At 59.9% G+C, this 15,756-nt stretch carries 16 protein-coding genes; 4 read left to right on the top strand and 12 right to left on the bottom strand.

Annotated features, from left to right (window positions below; translation table 11 throughout):
- The first annotated feature begins 2 nt into the window (after positions 1 to 2).
- Genes ACR0LW_RS05235 through ACR0LW_RS05220 form a run of 4 tightly spaced genes read left to right on the top strand, consistent with a single transcriptional unit; the run spans position 3 to position 3,791 of the window.
- A complete protein-coding gene (locus ACR0LW_RS05235) occupies positions 3 to 1,757 on the top strand; it encodes an L-aspartate oxidase (protein WP_480881802.1) in 1,755 nt (584 codons plus the stop codon).
- A gap of 14 nt (positions 1,758 to 1,771) precedes the next feature.
- The gene (locus ACR0LW_RS05230) at positions 1,772 to 2,176 is read left to right on the top strand and encodes a hypothetical protein (protein ID WP_170622447.1); all 405 of its coding nucleotides are present in this window, start codon (positions 1,772 to 1,774) and stop codon (positions 2,174 to 2,176) included.
- The gene (locus tag ACR0LW_RS05225) at positions 2,173 to 3,129 is read left to right on the top strand and encodes a fumarate hydratase (protein WP_480881801.1); all 957 of its coding nucleotides are present in this window, start codon (positions 2,173 to 2,175) and stop codon (positions 3,127 to 3,129) included. The genes ACR0LW_RS05230 and ACR0LW_RS05225 overlap by 4 nt, the downstream gene beginning before the upstream one ends.
- Positions 3,126 to 3,791 (top strand): fumarate hydratase C-terminal domain-containing protein, encoded by a 666-nt coding sequence (locus ACR0LW_RS05220; protein ID WP_480881800.1) that lies wholly within the window; start codon positions 3,126 to 3,128, stop codon positions 3,789 to 3,791. Before ACR0LW_RS05225 ends, ACR0LW_RS05220 begins: the two co-directional genes overlap by 4 nt.
- A gap of 7 nt (positions 3,792 to 3,798) precedes the next feature.
- On the opposite strand, the gene ACR0LW_RS05215 is transcribed toward ACR0LW_RS05220, so the two are convergent.
- The 12 genes from ACR0LW_RS05215 to ACR0LW_RS05160 all read right to left on the bottom strand — a co-directional run bounded on the left by ACR0LW_RS05215 (position 3,799) and on the right by ACR0LW_RS05160 (position 15,701).
- Positions 3,799 to 4,419: a glutathione S-transferase family protein gene (locus tag ACR0LW_RS05215; protein WP_480881799.1), complete on the bottom strand. Its 621-nt coding sequence runs from the start codon at positions 4,417 to 4,419 to the stop codon at positions 3,799 to 3,801.
- 35 nt (positions 4,420 to 4,454) lie between these two features.
- On the bottom strand, positions 4,455 to 5,198 hold the full coding sequence (locus ACR0LW_RS05210) for a sulfite exporter TauE/SafE family protein (RefSeq protein ID WP_480881798.1): 744 nt from the start codon (positions 5,196 to 5,198) through the stop codon (positions 4,455 to 4,457).
- The gene (locus ACR0LW_RS05205; RefSeq protein ID WP_480881797.1) at positions 5,188 to 6,084 is read right to left on the bottom strand and encodes a LysR family transcriptional regulator; all 897 of its coding nucleotides are present in this window, start codon (positions 6,082 to 6,084) and stop codon (positions 5,188 to 5,190) included. Before ACR0LW_RS05205 ends, ACR0LW_RS05210 begins: the two co-directional genes overlap by 11 nt.
- A 100-nt stretch (positions 6,085 to 6,184) precedes the next feature.
- Positions 6,185 to 7,027, bottom strand: a complete 843-nt coding sequence (locus ACR0LW_RS05200) for a fumarylacetoacetate hydrolase family protein (RefSeq protein WP_480881796.1) — start codon at positions 7,025 to 7,027, stop codon at positions 6,185 to 6,187.
- Positions 7,028 to 7,178: 151 nt separating this feature from the next.
- Positions 7,179 to 8,168, bottom strand: coding sequence for an iminosuccinate reductase BhcD (gene bhcD, locus ACR0LW_RS05195; RefSeq protein WP_480881795.1), 990 nt, complete (start codon positions 8,166 to 8,168; stop codon positions 7,179 to 7,181).
- Between the two features lie 15 nt (positions 8,169 to 8,183).
- Positions 8,184 to 9,347, bottom strand: coding sequence for a 3-hydroxy-D-aspartate aldolase BhcC (gene bhcC / locus ACR0LW_RS05190; RefSeq protein ID WP_480584395.1), 1,164 nt, complete (start codon positions 9,345 to 9,347; stop codon positions 8,184 to 8,186).
- Positions 9,348 to 9,357: 10 nt separating this feature from the next.
- Entirely contained in the window at positions 9,358 to 10,332 is a 975-nt protein-coding gene (gene bhcB / locus ACR0LW_RS05185; protein ID WP_480881794.1) for a beta-hydroxyaspartate dehydratase BhcB, read from the bottom strand.
- 10 nt (positions 10,333 to 10,342) lie between these two features.
- Positions 10,343 to 11,533, bottom strand: a complete 1,191-nt coding sequence (gene bhcA, locus ACR0LW_RS05180) for an L-aspartate--glyoxylate aminotransferase BhcA (RefSeq protein ID WP_480584399.1) — start codon at positions 11,531 to 11,533, stop codon at positions 10,343 to 10,345.
- A 257-nt stretch (positions 11,534 to 11,790) separates the two neighbouring features.
- Positions 11,791 to 12,525, bottom strand: coding sequence for a proteasome-type protease (locus ACR0LW_RS05175; RefSeq protein WP_480584401.1), 735 nt, complete (start codon positions 12,523 to 12,525; stop codon positions 11,791 to 11,793).
- An 11-nt stretch (positions 12,526 to 12,536) separates the two neighbouring features.
- Positions 12,537 to 13,334: a transglutaminase family protein gene (locus ACR0LW_RS05170; protein WP_480584403.1), complete on the bottom strand. Its 798-nt coding sequence runs from the start codon at positions 13,332 to 13,334 to the stop codon at positions 12,537 to 12,539.
- 3 nt (positions 13,335 to 13,337) lie between these two features.
- On the bottom strand, positions 13,338 to 14,279 hold the full coding sequence (locus ACR0LW_RS05165; protein ID WP_170622435.1) for an alpha-E domain-containing protein: 942 nt from the start codon (positions 14,277 to 14,279) through the stop codon (positions 13,338 to 13,340).
- 3 nt (positions 14,280 to 14,282) lie between these two features.
- Positions 14,283 to 15,701, bottom strand: coding sequence for a circularly permuted type 2 ATP-grasp protein (locus ACR0LW_RS05160; protein WP_480881793.1), 1,419 nt, complete (start codon positions 15,699 to 15,701; stop codon positions 14,283 to 14,285).
- Positions 15,702 to 15,756: the final 55 nt, after the last annotated feature.

The following is a 15,756-nucleotide window of genomic DNA, read 5'->3' as shown; positions in this document are numbered from 1 at the left end:
CGATGCGGCACTCCGAGATCGACCGGCACGATACCGACATTCTGATCCTCGGCAGCGGGGGCGCGGGGCTGTTTGCCGCGCTGCATGCCCAACAAACCGCGCCCGAGGGCACCAGGATCACCATCGCCGTCAAAGGCTTGATCGGGAAATGCGGCTGCACGCGGATGGTGCAGGGTGGCTACAATGTCGCCTTGGGTGGCGGCGATACGGTCGAGCGGCATTTTATGGACACCATCCATGGCGGTAAATGGCTGCCCAATCAGGACATGGCCTGGCGTTTGTGCGAACAGGCGGTGGTGCGCATTCGGGAATTGGAAAACGAGGTCGGGTGTTTCTTTGACCGCAACCCCGACGGCTCGCTGCACCAGAAAGCCTTCGCCGGTCAGACTGCGGACCGAACGGTGCACAAGGGTGATCTGACCGGGATCGAGATCATCAACCGGCTGATGGAGAAGGTGCTGGCAAGCGGCGTCGAAAAACTGCAGGAACATCGCGCAATCGGGCTGGTTCCCAGCAAGGACGGCGGCGCCTTGTCGGGTGTTCTGATGATCGACATGCGCACGGGTCGCTTCCGTTTTGTCCGCGCCAAATGCGTGTTGATGGCCACCGGTGGCGGGCCGACCATGTACCGCTATCACACCCCATCCGGGGATAAGACAATGGACGGGCTGGCCATGGCGCTGCGCGCGGGCCTCCCGCTGCGCGATATGGAAATGGTGCAGTTTCACCCAACCGGCCTGCTGGCGGGGGATCATACGCGGATGACCGGCACAGTGCTAGAGGAAGGCTTGCGGGGCGCGGGCGGGCAATTGCTGAACCACGCGGGTCAGCGGTTCATGTTCGACTATGACCCTAAGGGTGAGCGGGCCACGCGGGATGTGGTCAGCCGCGGCATCTATGCCGAGATGCGCAAGACCAACGATCCGGGGCAGAAGGGGGTGTTTATCTCGATGTCCCATCTGGGCCCCGAGACTGTGCGCCAGAAGTTCAAAGGCATGGTGAAACGCTGTGCTGACAGCGGCTTCGATCTGGCGGCGGGCAAGGTCCAGGTTGTGCCAACTGCGCATTATTTCATGGGCGGCGTGGTTGTCGATGTGGACACACGCACGGCGATGGAAGGCTTGTATGTTGCGGGTGAGGATGCCGGGGGCGCGCATGGGTCGAACCGATTGGGCGGCAATGGCGTTGCAAATTCAACGGTTTATGGCGGTATTGCGGGGGATGTGATGGGCGCGGATGTAAGGGCCATGTCCCTGCGCGACCCGGACGAGGCAGCCCTGACAACCGAGCTTGACCGCGCCATCCATCCTCTGTCACGCAAACCCGACCTTGTTCTGCCGCTGCGCAAACAATTGCAGAACCTGATGTGGGAAGATGTGGGCGTGATGCGCACCGAGGAGGGTATGTCGCGCGGCCTGCAAGGGATTGCGCAGGTGTCCGACGCGCTGATGGATGTGGGGGTCGAGGGCAGCAATCTGGCCTTCAACCTGACCTGGCATGACTGGCTGAACCTGCGCTCGCTTTGTGATATATCCGAGGTCATCACCCGGGCCGGGCTGGCGCGCGAAAACTCTCGCGGGGCGCATTACCGCGAAGATTTCCCCGAGCCGGGCGCGATGGAAGACAGCGCATTCACGGTTGCCAAACAGGTCGATGGGGCTGTGGAAGTTTCGCAGGAGCCTGTTCAATTCACAATTGTGAAGCCCGGAGAAACGATCCTGCCAAAGGGCGAGCCTGAGACTTTGGTGGCGCAGTAGCAGAAGGTGAACACATGGATTTGCTAAACACCGTTTGGGAGTGGCTTTCGAAAAATCAATGGTTCGTCGCGATCCTTGCTTCGATCGTCGTTGCCTATCTCACCGCGCATTACCAATCGCGGCACGAGCATGTCAGAATACGCGAAGAGTTGAAGCTTGAAACCTCGACCGAGGCGGCGATCATCCATTTGCTGGATCGCCAGGGCTGGGAGTTGCGAAGCTTTTACACCATCAAGTCGCATATCCGGGGGTTCGAGGATGACGAGCTGCGCCGACTGCTTGTGCGATCCGGTGCCATCGCATTCCAACAATCCCCGTCCGAACGCGACGCCAACGACCCCCATAGGGAAAACCCGGATAAACTGGAACGCTGGGGGTTGCTTGAAAAGAACACACATCGATTGGTGAAGAAGACATGATCCCCATTTCTGTTATCCAATCCACGGCCGAAACGCTGATGGACAAAGCAGCGATTGAGATCCCGCAAGATTACCTCGATGGGCTGAAAGCGGCGGCAAAGACCGAGGATGGCGATCTGTCGTCATTTGTCCTGAAAGCCATGCTTGAGAACTACGAAGCCGCGAAAGAGGACCGCCGGGCCATGTGCGGCGACACAGGCGTGCCGCGCTGGTTTGTCAAACTGGGCAATGAGGCGCAGGTCGAAGGCGGCATGGTTGCATTGGAAGCGGCTCTCAGGCGGGCAACGGCAAATGCCACAAATGGCGTACCTTTGCGCCCCAATAGGGTGCATCCTTTGTGGCGCACGGATCACGACAACAATGTCGGTATCGGCGCGCCCGAGATTGAATACGGGTTCGAGCCCGAAGGCGCGTGGATCGATCTGATCACCGTGCATAAAGGCGGGCTGTTCGGTACCGATTACCGGATGCTGTTCCCCTCGGACGGGATACAGGGGATCAAACGCTTCTACCTCGACAGCCTGATGGCCTTCGGGAAACGCGGTCTGGCCTGTCAGCCTGCGATTATCGGGATCGGGCTGGGTGGGTCCAAGGATATCTGCATGACGCTGGGCAAACGCGCCTCGACCCTGCGTGTGGTGGGCAGCCGCAATTCGGACCCGCGCATTGCCGAGATGGAGGAGGAGTTCAAGGAACTGGGCAACTCCATCGGCATGGGGGCCATGGGGTTTGTGGGCAAGAACATGGTGATAGATTGCAATATCGAGGTCGGCTATTGCCACACGGGGGGCATGCCCATGTCGGTCCACGCGTTCTGCCTGTCGTCGCGCCGGGCCGTCGCGCGCATCCACGCGGATGGCCGGGTCGAGCACCGCACCGACCCGGATTGGTTCACGCCGTATCAGCGCCGCGAAACAGTGGACTGGGACCCGGTGCAGGAGGCCGCGGAATGAGTTTGCGCGAGATTGAGCTGTCCACGACGCCAAATGCCGAAGACATCGCCGATCTTCGGCTTGGGGATATCGTTTACCTGACTGGGCTGATGTATACCGCCCGCGAAGGTGTCTATATGCGCGCGCTGGAGGATAAGGCGAATATCCCGATGGAATTACCTTCGGACAGTGCTGCCAATTTTCATTGCTCACCCGCGGCGCGGATCAATGCGGATGGATCGTTTGACATGGGGGCAGTGACGGCGACAGCGTCGTTTCGCTTTGCCAAATGGTTGCCGGAATGGATTGCCAAGACCGGGGCGCGACTGATCGTTGGCAAGGGCGGTATGTCCTCGAAGGATTACAAAAAGTATTTCGTGCCGAACGGTGCCGTGTACCTGTCCACCGTGGGCTACGGTACAGGCGCATTGCTGGGGCGCGGCGTGGAAAACGTCGAGGCTGTGCATTGGAACGAAGAACTCGGTCTGGCACAGGCGATGTGGGTGATCCGGTGCAAGCGGATGGGGCCATTCATCGTGGCCTCGGACCTGAACGGAGACTGTCTGTTCGAACGCGAAAACGCCAAGATCGCCGAGACTATCGAACAGGTCTATGAGGGCACGAAACCTGCCGTCATGAAGCGCTACGGCGAAAGCGATGATCGACGGGATGAAGTGATCTAAGGCCGCTTTACGGTGACCCGTACAGGGCCAGAACAGTTTGCGTTGCCGGTCGGGCGCGCATGGCTTTGTTATGTGCGGCCAGTTTGGGATAAGGGTCCAGTGACAGATCGGCTGCCGCCATCCAGTGCTGCAGCATGAACAGATACGGGTCGCAAAAGCTGAATTGCGGCCCCATCGCCCAAGGGGTCATCTCCAATTGCTGTTCCAACAGTTTCGCTGAGGCCGCAAGGTTGCGTGGCGCGACACCGCACATATCCTGCAGTGAGGCGTTCTGATCAGCCCACCGGCTGCCGCGTTTGAGATGGGCAAATCCGACATGTACGGTCGAACAGAGATAGGCGCAGAGTGACCGCGCCTGTGCCTGCGCAAAGTCGCCTTTGGGCATCAGACCCGCCCTTGGATGGGTGGCCGCAATATACTCCAGAATGGCTGGGTTTTCGGTCAGAAGCCCCTCGGGCGTTTCCAGAACCGGGATGCGTCCCTTTGGGGTTTTCCGCAAGAAATCCGGGCTGCGATGCGCCCCGTCGGGGATTGAGATTTCGACCGCCGTGAAGTCCGCCCCGGCCTCGACCAAAAGGATGTGCGCAGCAAGCGCGGAGGAGCCTTTGGAATAGTAGAATACAAGCATCCCGGTCGGCCCTTTCTATTGGTCTTGCGATTGGACTATAGAACCTCGCTTGCCATTACGCCCAGCCCCACCAGCAGCGTCAACAAGATCAAAAGCCGTCGGAAGCTAGTGTCGCTGAGGCGGCGAAACACCATGATGCCGATTTGCGCCGCGATCAGACCGCAAGGGACAGTCACCAGCAGTGCTTTCACAGCCACGCTGTCATAAGCGGCTTTCAAGAACAGCAGGAAGATCGTGGTGCTGAGAATGGTCACGTTGAACGGCTGCAAAACCGCGCGCGTCTCGGATTTGGTCCAGGGCCGCAGCGACAGCCACATGGCCGGGATCGCGCCCGAGACGGCGGCGGCCCCGCCCAGAATGCCTCCGGTCAGGCCAACCCCGGTATCCAGCCAGGGCGTTCGACGCTCGAACGCGGGAAGGGTTGCGCGAAAACCGAAATAGCCACCATAGAGGATCAGAAAACCCGCAACACCGATCCGCAACGTGCTGGCGTCGATCTGGTTCAGCAGCGCAAGGCCAATGGGCACCCCAAGCAGGCCGGGCACGAGAAAGCGCAGCAACCTTCGGGGCTGCGCCAGAATGTCGGCCCGAACGATCCACAACCCTTGCAGCCCGGCCAGAACCGACATGAGGGCAACAATCGCCACGGCTGTTACCGGTGGCAGGACAACAAGATAAAACCCAAGCGCAAACAACGCGGTTCCGGTGCCTGCAAGCCCGTTGATAAAGCCACCCGCCGCCGCGCCGAGGATCAGATAGAAAACCGTTTCAAATGTCATGCGCAGGCGTGTGTCCGGTGCTTTTGGATGCAGCTATCACGCCGGCCAGCGCATTGAAAAGCGCATCCATGGCCCGCATCTTGCTTTGGGTCTCGGGATAGATCAGACCCAGCGTCCGGCGGGGCGCATCGGGACCAAGGTTTAACCGGTTGAGCGGCAACGGATCCATCGGCGGAACGGCAAGGTCCGGCACGATCGAGACGCCCAGATTGGCCTGAACCATGCTGGCTATGGCCTCAAGCCCGTCCAGCTCCATCGCCTCATTGACGCGGATGCGTTTCGACAGGATCCAGTTGTCGATCAGGGCCCCGACCACCGCGCTGCGGTTGAAGCGGATAAAGGGTCGGGTTTTCAACAGGGTGATCGGGTCTAGTTCGGGTTCTTCCAGCGAGGCGATCAGTTGCATCGGTTCTTCGACCAGCGTCCGGAAGATGACGCCGGGCGGCATGACGGCGGGCTTGGTCACCAAAGCCGCATCCAGATTTCCGCGAGCCAGGTCTGCCAACAAAGCGCCGGTCAATCCGGGTTTCAGGTGTAATCCCATACCGGGATGATGCGCTTTCAGCTGCGCCAGGGCCTGAGGCGCCAACCCGGTCAGCGTTGTACGCAGAACGCCCAGCCGGATCACGCTGTGCAATTCGCCTTCCTGCATCACTGACGGCACCAGATTGTCGTAATCCGCGATGATCTTGCGGGCTTTTTCGACGATCTGATGGGCAACAGGGGTCAGTTCCGGCGTTCTTGTGCTGCGATCAAACAGTGCCACGCCCAGATCCGCCTCAAGCGTCTGCATCTGTTGGCTGACAGCGGCATGGGTGACATGCACAACGTCCGCCGCCGCGCTGAAGGTTTTTGTGTCTGCAATCGCCACAAGGGTGCGCAGCATTCGGATTGTCACGGTCGGTCCCTGCAAGCTGAGATCAAGGCGTGTTGGCAGCGTACTCTTTTTGGCCTGTCTTCACGATGCCTAACTGTTGTCGTAGCCCTTATCCCGCAACAGTGACTTGTCTTTGCACACCCAGCCCGACAATCCCGGCCTCTAAACGATCGCCGGGTTTCAGGTAGGTCGGTGGCGTCTGACCCATGCCCACACCCGGAGGCGTGCCGGTCGAGATGATATCGCCGGGCTGCAGGGACATGAATTGCGACAGGTGTGCGATCACCGTGGCCACACCGAAATGCATCGTCCGGGTCGAGCCGTCCTGATAGCGATGGCCATTGACCTCAAGATACATCGGCAGGTTCTGAGGGTCCGGCACCTCATCCCGTGTCACCAGCCAGGGGCCGATGGGGCCAAACGTATCCGCCGATTTGCCTTTGACCCACTGGCCCGAGCGATGCAGTTGAAAGTTGCGTTCGGACAGGTCGTTCACCACGCAATAACCCGCCACGTAATTCAAGGCGTCGGCTTCGGAGATGTATTTGGTTTCTTTGCCGATCACGACGCCCAGTTCGACCTCCCAATCCGATTTCTCTGATCCGCGGGGGATTTCGATGTCGTCATTCGGTCCTGCAATGGCCGAGGTTGCCTTGAAGAAGATCACAGGCTCGGCGGGCAGGTCCATTCCGGCTTCGGCGGCGTGGTCGGCGTAGTTGAGGCCGATACAGATGAACTTGCCAACCTGTCCGACGCAGGGGCCGATACGTGTGCCTGCGTCCACCGCGGGCAAACTGGTCGGATCGATAGTGCGCACCCGGTTCAGTTCCGCGTCGCCAAGCGTGGCCCCGGCAATGTCATCGACATGACCGCTGAGGTCGCGGATTGTGCCATTGGCATCCAGAAGACCGGGCTTTTCAGCGCCTTTTGGCCCGTGACGTAAAAGCTTCATACTGCGCTCCTTCTTGGCTCAGGTCGTCCGGAGGCTATTAGTGGCGCAGGTTTCGCTGTTTGTATAGCGGCTGGTTTTATCCGGAGGGCAGATCAGCAAGCACCCGGCACCGACGGGAGAAATCAGTGCCGAGTGACGCGTCAGCGGGGCGTTACAACGTGGCTTGCTCTGCCAACCCCGCCTCTTGTGCCAGCCGGGCCGCTACAGAGGCCACTGCCAGATCTTGCAGGCCGACTCCGGTGCCGTCGAACAGGGTGATCTGGTCATCGCTGCTGCGACCCGGATGGGTTCTGTTAATCACGGCCCCGATGGGCGTGATCTGATCCTCGGTCAGGGTACCTGCTTCAACGGCGTGCTGCGCCTCGCCGATCGAGATGGATTGGGCGACCTCATCGGTGAATACAGTGGCTTCGGTGACTAGGGCCGCGTCGACCTCTTGCTTGCCTTTGGTGTCTGTGCCCATGCAGGCCAGGTGCGTGCCGGGTTTGATCCAGTCTTTCATCAACAGCGGCTCGAAAGCCGAGGTGATGGTGATGATGACATCCGCCTGCGCGCCAAGATCCTGTTGCGAGACGGCCTCAAATTCCAACCCGAGCTCGGTCGCGACCGCGCCCAGACGCGGCAGCATTTCGGGGTGGGGGTTCCAGGCGACGACTTTTTCAAAGTCGCGCTGTTCTGCGGCGGCGCGCAGCTGGAAGGTCGATTGATGACCCGCGCCGACCATGCCCAGAACCTTGGCATCTTTCCGGGCCAGATGGGCGATGGATACAGCCGAGGACGCAGCGGTACGCACGGCGGTCAGGTAGTTGCCGCCGACCAGCGCCGACAGCCGCCCGGTATCGGGGTCGAACAGAAAGACGGTGGACTGGTGGTTGGTCAGCCCCTTGTCGATATTGCCGGGCCAGTAGCCACCGGATTTGACGCCCAGCACCTGACCAGCGCGGTCGAAACCGGATTTGAAGCCGTAAAGCGCGTCGGCATAGCCGATGGCCTCGCGGATGACCGGGAAGTTATAGGCGTCACCTCGCGCCATGGCGGCGAAGACGTTTTGCACGGCGTCGAAGGCTTCGGAGCGGCCGACCAGTTTCTGGCACAGCTCTTCTCCGACGATCAGCAGGGGTTTATCTGTCATGTCTTTCATGATCCTTCCCTCGCCTCAGTACGCCTTGCCGCGCGCGGACACGGGCCAGAGGGTTTCGACCTTGCCGCCCCGCACGCCCACATACCAGTCGTGGACATTGGCTGTCGGATCACAGTGGCCGGGCACCAGATGCAGCTTGTCATTAACCGTCAGAACCCCGTCCGGGTCCGACACGACCCCATGTTCGTCCGAGCATTTGATGTATTCCACGTCCGAGCGGCCAAAGATCACCGGCAGGCCGCTGTCGACGGATTGCGCCTTTAGCCCTGCATCTACGATGGCTTTGTCTGCCTTGGCGTGGCTCATGACGCTGGTCAGGATAAAGAAGGCGTTCTCCCACTCTCCCCGGTCGATGCGGTTGCCGTTTTGATCAAGGATGCGGCCATAATCGGCATCCATAAAGGCGTAAGAGCCGCATTGCAGTTCGTTATACACGCCCGAGGTACTCTCGAAGTAGTATGACCCGGTGCCGCCACCGCCGACGATGTCACACTCCAGCCCTTCGGCCTTCAATCCATCCACGGCGTCTTTCACCTGCGCCACGGCGATGTCGATCTTGGCTTTGCGGTCCGCGTACAGGTCCATGTGCTGCATCGCGCCCTGATAGGCCTGAATGCCGGCGAACTTGAGACCCGGTGCCGCGTCGATGGCTTTGGCGATGGCGATGACCTCGGGCGTGGTGGTGACACCGCAACGGCCTGCGCCGCAGTCGATCTCGACCAGACATTCGATTTGGGTGCCATGACGCTGCGCGGCCTCGGACAGGTCGGCAACATTGTCGATATCGTCGACACAGCAGATCGTTCGCGCGCCCAGCTTGGGCATCCGCGCCAGACGGTCGATCTTGGCCGGGTCACGCACCTGATTGGACACAAGCACATCTTTGATACCGCCACGGGCAAAGACCTCAGCCTCCGAGACCTTCTGACAGCATATACCACAAGCCCCGCCCATCTCGACCTGCAGCCGCGCCACATCGACGGATTTGTGCATCTTGCCATGCACCCGGTGGCGCATGCCGTGGGCCTTTGCGTAATCGCCCATTTTTTTGATGTTGCGCTCCAGTGCGTCCAGATCCAGCACAAGGGCCGGGGTCTGGATCTCGGATGCGTCCATGCCGATGGCAGCGGGGATGTCGTAGCCGACTTCGAGTTGCTCGATGTTTATGGGTTTGTTCATGTTGTCCTCCTCAACCCTGTGCCCAGGGCAGTTTGTCCAGATCCACATTGCCGCCGGTGATGATCACGCCGACGCGTTTGCCCTTGAAGGCGTCGGGGTTCTTCAGAATGGTCGCCAAAGGCACCGCGCTGCTGGGTTCCATCACGATGCGCAGGTATTTCCAGGTGATCTTCATCGCGGCGATGATCTCGTCTTCGCTGGCGGTGTGGATGTCGCTCAGGAAGTTCGAGACAAAGTGCCAGGTGTTTTCCTTCAGCGGCACTTTCAGCCCGTCGGCGATGGTGACCGGCGCGTCATCGGCGATGATGTGACTGGCCTTGAAACTGCGATAGGCGTCATCGGCCTGTTCCGGTTCCGCGGCATAGATCTTCACCTCGGGCGCGAGGTTCGACAGGGTCAGGCAGGTGCCCGAGATCATGCCGCCGCCGCCAATCGGCGCGACCACCGCGTCCAGACCGTCGGTCTGCTCCAGCAGTTCCGCCGAGCAGGTCGCCTGCCCCGCAATCACGCGCGGGTCGTTATAGGGGTGCACGAACTCGCCACCCGTCCGCGCCTGCACCTCGGCAAACACCGCCTCGCGCGAGGTGGTCGAAGGCTCGCATTCGGTGATGATCCCGCCATAGCGGCGCACCGCGTCTTTCTTGGCTTGTGGCGCGGTGCGCGGCATCACCACGTTGCAGAGGATGCCCCGGCGACCGGCGGCACAAGACAGGCTGAGCGCGTGATTGCCGGAAGAATGCGTACAAACACCGCGCTTGGCGACCTCGTCATTCAGACCGAATACCGCGTTGCAGGCCCCGCGCACCTTGAAGGCACCGGCCTCTTGAAAGTTCTCGCATTTGAAAAACAGCTGGGCGCCCGTCAGATCGTCCAGATAGGCCGAGCGCAGCACCGGGGTGCGGTTGATATGTGGCCTGATCCGCTCATGCGCTTCGCGCATATCGGCAAGGGTCAGGCAATCGGCTGTGGTCATTGAATCTAGCATCCTTGGGTCCTTACGCTGCGGATTGCATGGGATTGGCGTGGCCCAGACGGAAGTACTCCTGAGCCGCTGCAACACCGCTGCCCAACTCGATTGGATAATTCAGGTCGGCCATCGCCATTTCGATGGTCGCGAGGCCAGACAGAACCATCACATCCGTCAGACTGCCCAGATGGCCAATGCGGAAGGCCTTGCCGTTCATCTCGCCCAACCCGATGCCAAAGCTGACGCCATAGGCGTTGAAGGCGTGGTCGGTCAGGGCATTGCTGTCGAAGCCTTCGGGCACATAGATCGCGCTGACCGTATCCGAATAAAGATCGGGGGACTGCGCCACCAGATCCAGCCCCCATGCGGCGGTGGCTTTGCGCACGCCCTCGGCGAGACGGAAATGACGGGCATAGACGTTGTCCAAGCCTTCCTCGAACAGCATCTTCAGGCTTTCGCGCATGCCATAGATCAATTGCAGCGGCGGGGTGTAGGGAAAGCCGCCCGAGGCGTTGGCGTTCATCATGTCGCGGAAATCAAAGAAGGTGCGCGGCAGTTGGGCCGTTTCCATCGCTGCCAGCGCCTTGGGGCTGACGCACAGGATCGCCATGCCGGTCGCCAGCATGAACCCCTTCTGCGAGCCCGAAACCGCAATATCGACGCCCCAGTCATCAAAGGCAAAAGGCATTGAGGCCAGCGAACTGACGCAATCCACAAACAGCATCGCTGGGTGGTCACTGGCATCCATCGCCTTGCGCACCGCCGCAATATCCGAACGCACGCCGGTGGCCGTCTCGTTATGAGTAACCAGAACGGCCTTGATCTCATGGCTCTTATCCGCAGCCAGAGTCTCGGCGAATTTATCCGCCGGTGCGCCACTGCCCCAGGGGCATTCGATGATCCGCACATCCAGACCGTGGCGCTGACACAGGTCGATCCAGCGATGGCTGAACATGCCATACCGCGCGACCAGGACGGTATCGCCGGGGCTGAGCGTGTTGGTGATCGACGCCTCCCACCCTCCGGTTCCGCTGGCGGGGAAGGTGATGATTTGACCTTCGGTTGTGCCAAAAACCTTCTTGGTGTCTTCCAGCACCGGCGCGAAGGTCTGTACAAAATCGGGGGCGCGGTGGTCCTGAGTCTGCACCTGCATCGCCAGCCGCAACCTGTCGGGGATGTTCGTTGGACCGGGAATAAAGACCGGGTTCTGGTTGGACATTTTCGCTTCCTCCGCTTTGACGAAATTGTCTTATCGGGCGGGGGAAACTGCAATTTTCTCGAAAATGTTTTTTGCTGAGTGAAAAAATGCCTTAACGCGTTGAAAATCAGGGCCTGCGTATTTTTTCAAAAATGTGGCTGAAATTACCGAAAATGAAAAATTAACCGCAGTCATCATCTCCGACTGCGGTTTTCACCTTCGAAAAGGAAGAGATTCGGCTTGCCGTCTGTCAGACCCAAAGGTCCGAACACCCCCCGTTAATCAGGTGCATATTCCGGCAGTTTCGACAGCGCAGATTTCAGCGCGTCCCCCCACCCATCCGAGATGGTTCGGAAATAGGGATCGTCCCCTTCGAACCGGGTGCGCTGACCGGGTTCGAAACTGTCTTCGTCATAAAGAAACAGGTCGAGCGGTGCGCCGACGGACAGGTTGGCCTTGATGGTCGAATCAAAGCTGACAAGCAGCAGTTTCACCGTTTCGGCAAAGCTCATGTCGGGATCATAGGCACGCACCAGAATGGGGCGTCCGTATTTGGTTTCGCCAATCTGGAAGAACGGCGTTTCGTCGCCCGCCTCGATGAAATTGCCCTCGGGGTAGATCAGAAACAGGCGCGATGGTCCGCCCTTGATCTGGCCGCCCAGGATCAGCGTGGCGTGAAAGGCGCTGTCGGCCTGTTGGCCCGAGCGGGCGTGCTGTTCGATGACGTCGTTCAGCGTATCGGCAACCAGTTGCGCGACCTGAAACATCGTCGGTGCTTCGAGGATCGAAGGGGATCGGTCTGCGGGCACCTTGGTGCGTTCTTCCAGCAGGCTGATCGTCGCCTGCGTCGTGGCCAGATTGCCAGCGGTCAGAATGGTGATCGAACGGTCGCCCTCGACCGTCCAGTTGAACATCTTGTTGAAGGTCGAGACATTGTCAACGCCTGCATTGGTGCGGGTATCGGACATGAACACCAGCCCACGGTTCAGCCGCATCCCCACAGCATAGGTCATCTTGGTCTCCGTTACTGCTGTGCGACCTGCAATTGCACTGTCAATTGCTCGCCCGCTGCCCCAATTCTGCTTCCTCTTACCGGGGCAGCCTGCGCATAGTCCAGACCGGTTGCAACACGGACGTAGCGGCTGTCGGGGGATATTCCGTTCGATATGTCAAATCCGACCCATCCCAGCCCGTCCAGATGCGCTTCGGCCCAGGCGTGGGTGGCGTCCTGAACCTCGGTATCGCTCATCATCAGATAGCCCGAGACATAGCGGGCCGGAATGCCAAGTGCGCGGGCGCAGGTGATAAAAATGTGGCTATGGTCCTGACAGACGCCGCAGCCAGCCTCCAACGCGTCTTCGGCTGTCCAGTCGGGTTCCGAGCATCCGATCTTGTAGGTCACATGATCGCGGATCGCGGCCGACAGCGCGTGCAACCGGTCCAGCGGTTCGCCATCGGGCAGGGATTTGATCAGTGCGGCCACGCCCTTGCCGGGCTTGGTTTGATGCGTGTCGCGCTGAAACAGCCACAGCGGGATCGACCCTTCATGAGGCCCCAGAACGCCGTGGGTGTCCGAGATATCGACCACGCCTTCCGAGATCAGCGAGACGCTTTGCGTGTTAGGCTCGAAACTGATCAGTTCCACCGTGTTGCGGTGATAATCCTCAAAGCTCAGCTCTTTGCGGCCACCAAGGACTTGCGTGGTCCAGCTGTCGATTTTCTGGTTGCGGAACGACTTGGGCGTTTTCCTCAGCTGTTGCAGGCCAAAGGGCACCGGGGCGTCGAAATCGTATCGGGTTTCGTGTCGGATGTGCAGTTTCATGGCTTACTCATAGAAACGATAATCGATTTCGATCTGTCGGCTCAGCCCGGCGAGATCGTTCTGGAATTCCTGAATGTACTCATGCAGGCCAAACTCGAAGATATCTGCGATGTCGCGATCCAGATATTTGTCGTACAGCGCATTGGACGCCTCGCAGGATGGACCGGCGAAGCCGTAATCTTTTTTCAGGTACGACAGATTCTCCTGAATCTTGCGGCAACAGAAATGTAGGCTGCGCGGCATGCGCTGGTCCAGTATGAGGAATTGCGCGATGTCCGAAGGCGAGGTTTTTTGGCCATGCGTCATCCGATAGCCCCCGCCAGCGCCGACGGATCGCAGGATGCTTTCCCATTGGATATTGTCCAGCGACGATCCCACCGAGAATGCCGTTGGCAACAGCACATAATATTTGACGTCCAGAATGCGCCCGGTGTTATCGGCGCGTTCGATGAAGGTGCCGATGCGGGTGAAGTCGAACATGTCGTTGCGCAGCATGGTGCCAAGTATGGCGCCGCGCACAAGCGCCGATTGATGGCGGATCAGTTCCAGCAGGCCGGGCAAGTCGCGTTCGTTCACCTTGCGCCGAAGGGCCTCGTCCAGTTGCATCCATGTGGCGTTCACTGCGCTCCAGACATCATGGGTCAGCGCCGTGCGCACCAGTTTTGCATTCTCGCGCGCCTGTTTGACAACGGACCAGACCGATGACGGGTTATCCCCATCGCGTAGCACCCAGTCGACCGCATTGTCGCGGGTGACCTCGTCATATTTCTCCTGATAGGTGCCCAGAACGCCCGCCGTGCGCAGGACCGAACTCCATTCCTCGACCGAGTTCTGGGTGCGGGTCAGCGCCATGCGTTGGCCGGTTTCCAGCAATCTGGCCGTGCTTTCCGCGCGTTCCAGGTAGCGGGACATCCAAAACAATCCACCTGCAGTTTTTCCCAGCATGGCTTAGTCCTCCAGTACCCAGGTGTCTTTGGTCCCGCCACCCTGGCTGGAATTCACCACCAGCGATCCCTTTTTTAGTGCAACCCGCGTCAACCCGCCGGGCGTGATCTTGATCCCGTCGGGCGAGACCAGCACGAAGGGGCGCAAGTCCACATGGCGGGGGGCCAGCCCCGAGCGGGCAAAGATCGGAACCGTGGACAGCGACAACGTAGGTTGCGCGATATAGTTGGCCGGGCGCGCCTTTAGCTTTGCTTTGAAGGCTGCGATCTCTTTCTTGCTGGCGGTCGGGCCGATCAGCATCCCGTAGCCGCCCGAACCGTGAACCTCTTTCACCACCAGATCGGACAGGTTGTCGAGGACGTAGGACAGGGATTTCGGATCGGCGCAACGCCAGGTCGGGACGTTTTGCAGGATCGGCTTTTCGCCGGTGTAGAACTCGACGATTTCGGGCATGTAGGAATAGATTGCCTTGTCGTCCGAGATGCCCGTGCCCGGCGCGTTGGCGATGGTGATGCCGCCTGCGCGGTAGACGTCCAGAATGCCCGGAACGCCAAGTGCGCTGTCGGGGTTGAAGTTTAGCGGGTCCAGAAAATCGTCATCGACCCGGCGATAGAGCACATCGATGGGCCGATATCCGCGCGTGGTGCGCATACAGACGCGCCCATCGACCACGCGCAGATCGTGGCCTTCGACCAGTTCCACCGCCATCTGATCGGCCAGGAACGCATGCTCGTAATAGGCCGAGTTATAGATGCCGGGCGTCAGAACAGCCACGCTCGGCTCACCTTCGGCACAATCGGGCGCGCAGGCGGCAAGCGACCGCCGCAGATTGCGCGGATAGTCCGAGACGTTGCGCACATTGTTGGCGCTGAACAGTTCCGGGAACATCTTCAGCATCGTCTCGCGGTTTTCCAGCATATAGCTGACGCCTGAGGGCGTGCGCGCATTGTCTTCCAGCACGTAAAACTCATCCGGCCCGGTGCGGACCAGATCGATGCCGACGATATGAGTGTAGATCTTGCCCGGAGGGGCGACACCGATCATCTGGGGCAGGAACGCCTCGTTCGCGGCAATCATCTCGGGCGGTAGGCGACCGGCGCGGACAATTTCCTGCCGGTGATAGATGTCGTAAAGAAAGGCGTTGATCGCGCGTACGCGTTGTTCGATCCCGCGTTCCAGCCGTTGCCATTCGCGGCCCGAGATGATGCGGGGGATGATGTCGAAGGGGATCAGTCTTTCTTCCGCTTCGGCCTTGCCGTAGACGTTGAAAGTGATGCCTGTCAGGCGAAAGACCTCTTCGGCTTCGCGCTGTTTTGCCCGTAATCTGGCGACATCTTCGTGATTAAACCAGCGACCGATTTCTTCGTAAGGACCGCGCAGAGATCCGTCGCCATTGTACATTTCGTCAAAGAATTCTCCCATGCAGGAAGTTTGACGAACATATCCGAGTTTGCAAGGGGAACGGCCGAAATGGCCC

The sequence above is a fragment of the Ruegeria sp. N4 genome, from assembly GCF_056531425.1.
This window is presented reverse-complemented; position numbering and strand designations above follow the sequence as displayed.

Bases quoted from the DNA above. Each gene is read 5' to 3' on its own strand.
- bhcB (WP_480881794.1), bottom strand. From the start codon at position 10,332: ATGCTAGATTCAATGACCACAGCCGATTGCCTGACCCTTGCCGATATG.
- ACR0LW_RS05210 (WP_480881798.1), bottom strand. From the start codon at position 5,198: ATGACATTTGAAACGGTTTTCTATCTGATCCTCGGCGCGGCGGCGGGT.
- ACR0LW_RS05220 (WP_480881800.1), top strand. From the start codon at position 3,126: ATGAGTTTGCGCGAGATTGAGCTGTCCACGACGCCAAATGCCGAAGAC.
- ACR0LW_RS05215 (WP_480881799.1), bottom strand. From the start codon at position 4,419: ATGCTTGTATTCTACTATTCCAAAGGCTCCTCCGCGCTTGCTGCGCAC.
- ACR0LW_RS05230 (WP_170622447.1), top strand. From the start codon at position 1,772: ATGGATTTGCTAAACACCGTTTGGGAGTGGCTTTCGAAAAATCAATGG.
- bhcA (WP_480584399.1), bottom strand. From the start codon at position 11,533: ATGTCCAACCAGAACCCGGTCTTTATTCCCGGTCCAACGAACATCCCC.
- ACR0LW_RS05160 (WP_480881793.1), bottom strand. From the start codon at position 15,701: ATGGGAGAATTCTTTGACGAAATGTACAATGGCGACGGATCTCTGCGC.
- ACR0LW_RS05225 (WP_480881801.1), top strand. From the start codon at position 2,173: ATGATCCCCATTTCTGTTATCCAATCCACGGCCGAAACGCTGATGGAC.
- ACR0LW_RS05205 (WP_480881797.1), bottom strand. From the start codon at position 6,084: ATGCTGCGCACCCTTGTGGCGATTGCAGACACAAAAACCTTCAGCGCG.
- ACR0LW_RS05200 (WP_480881796.1), bottom strand. From the start codon at position 7,027: ATGAAGCTTTTACGTCACGGGCCAAAAGGCGCTGAAAAGCCCGGTCTT.
- ACR0LW_RS05175 (WP_480584401.1), bottom strand. From the start codon at position 12,525: ATGACCTATGCTGTGGGGATGCGGCTGAACCGTGGGCTGGTGTTCATG.
- ACR0LW_RS05165 (WP_170622435.1), bottom strand. From the start codon at position 14,279: ATGCTGGGAAAAACTGCAGGTGGATTGTTTTGGATGTCCCGCTACCTG.
- bhcC (WP_480584395.1), bottom strand. From the start codon at position 9,347: ATGAACAAACCCATAAACATCGAGCAACTCGAAGTCGGCTACGACATC.
- ACR0LW_RS05170 (WP_480584403.1), bottom strand. From the start codon at position 13,334: ATGAAACTGCACATCCGACACGAAACCCGATACGATTTCGACGCCCCG.
- bhcD (WP_480881795.1), bottom strand. From the start codon at position 8,168: ATGAAAGACATGACAGATAAACCCCTGCTGATCGTCGGAGAAGAGCTG.
- ACR0LW_RS05235 (WP_480881802.1), top strand. From the start codon at position 3: ATGCGGCACTCCGAGATCGACCGGCACGATACCGACATTCTGATCCTC.